Raw genomic sequence first — 395 nt, 5'->3', positions numbered from 1 at the left:
GCGCGGGCCTGGTGCACCGGCTCGCAAATGCGTGATCGGATGCCTGTTGCGGCGCCTTTGGCGAGGGCAGGGAAATCGACGTCGTGTTTCTCGTATCTGGTCCCGATGGCCCTGGAATGCTTGAGTTTCGAGAAGAGGCGATCAATCCGGCCGGTGTCGCGGACGAGGGGCGGCGGCACGGATCGGCGCGGGCTGGGTCTCATGACGGCCCTCGCGCCGATATTTGCGAGGCGGTCGCGCAGCCGGTTTCTGCCATAGGCGGCATCCGCCAGCAGTGTCCGGCCGGGCCCGACGGGGACATGCTGTTGCTTTTTTCACAGACCTGCATCAACAACCCTGAAACCGCGCTAGTCGTTTACGACCGCGATCCTAGCTGTTTGATCCCACGGTTTGAT

1 protein-coding gene is annotated in these 395 nt (G+C 63.3%); it reads left to right on the top strand.

From position 1 onward, the window contains the following. Window positions 1-116 precede the first annotated feature (116 nt). Window positions 117-395 (top strand): hypothetical protein (locus B4A72_RS11890; protein ID WP_292978686.1); only part of this gene is annotated, 279 nt, incomplete at its 3' end.

Source organism: Paracoccus sp. UBA5162, assembly GCF_002413585.1.
GTDB lineage: Bacteria > Pseudomonadota > Alphaproteobacteria > Rhodobacterales > Rhodobacteraceae > Paracoccus.
The sequence above is the reverse complement of the archived record's forward strand: the minus strand, read 5'-3'. Positions and strand labels throughout refer to the sequence as shown.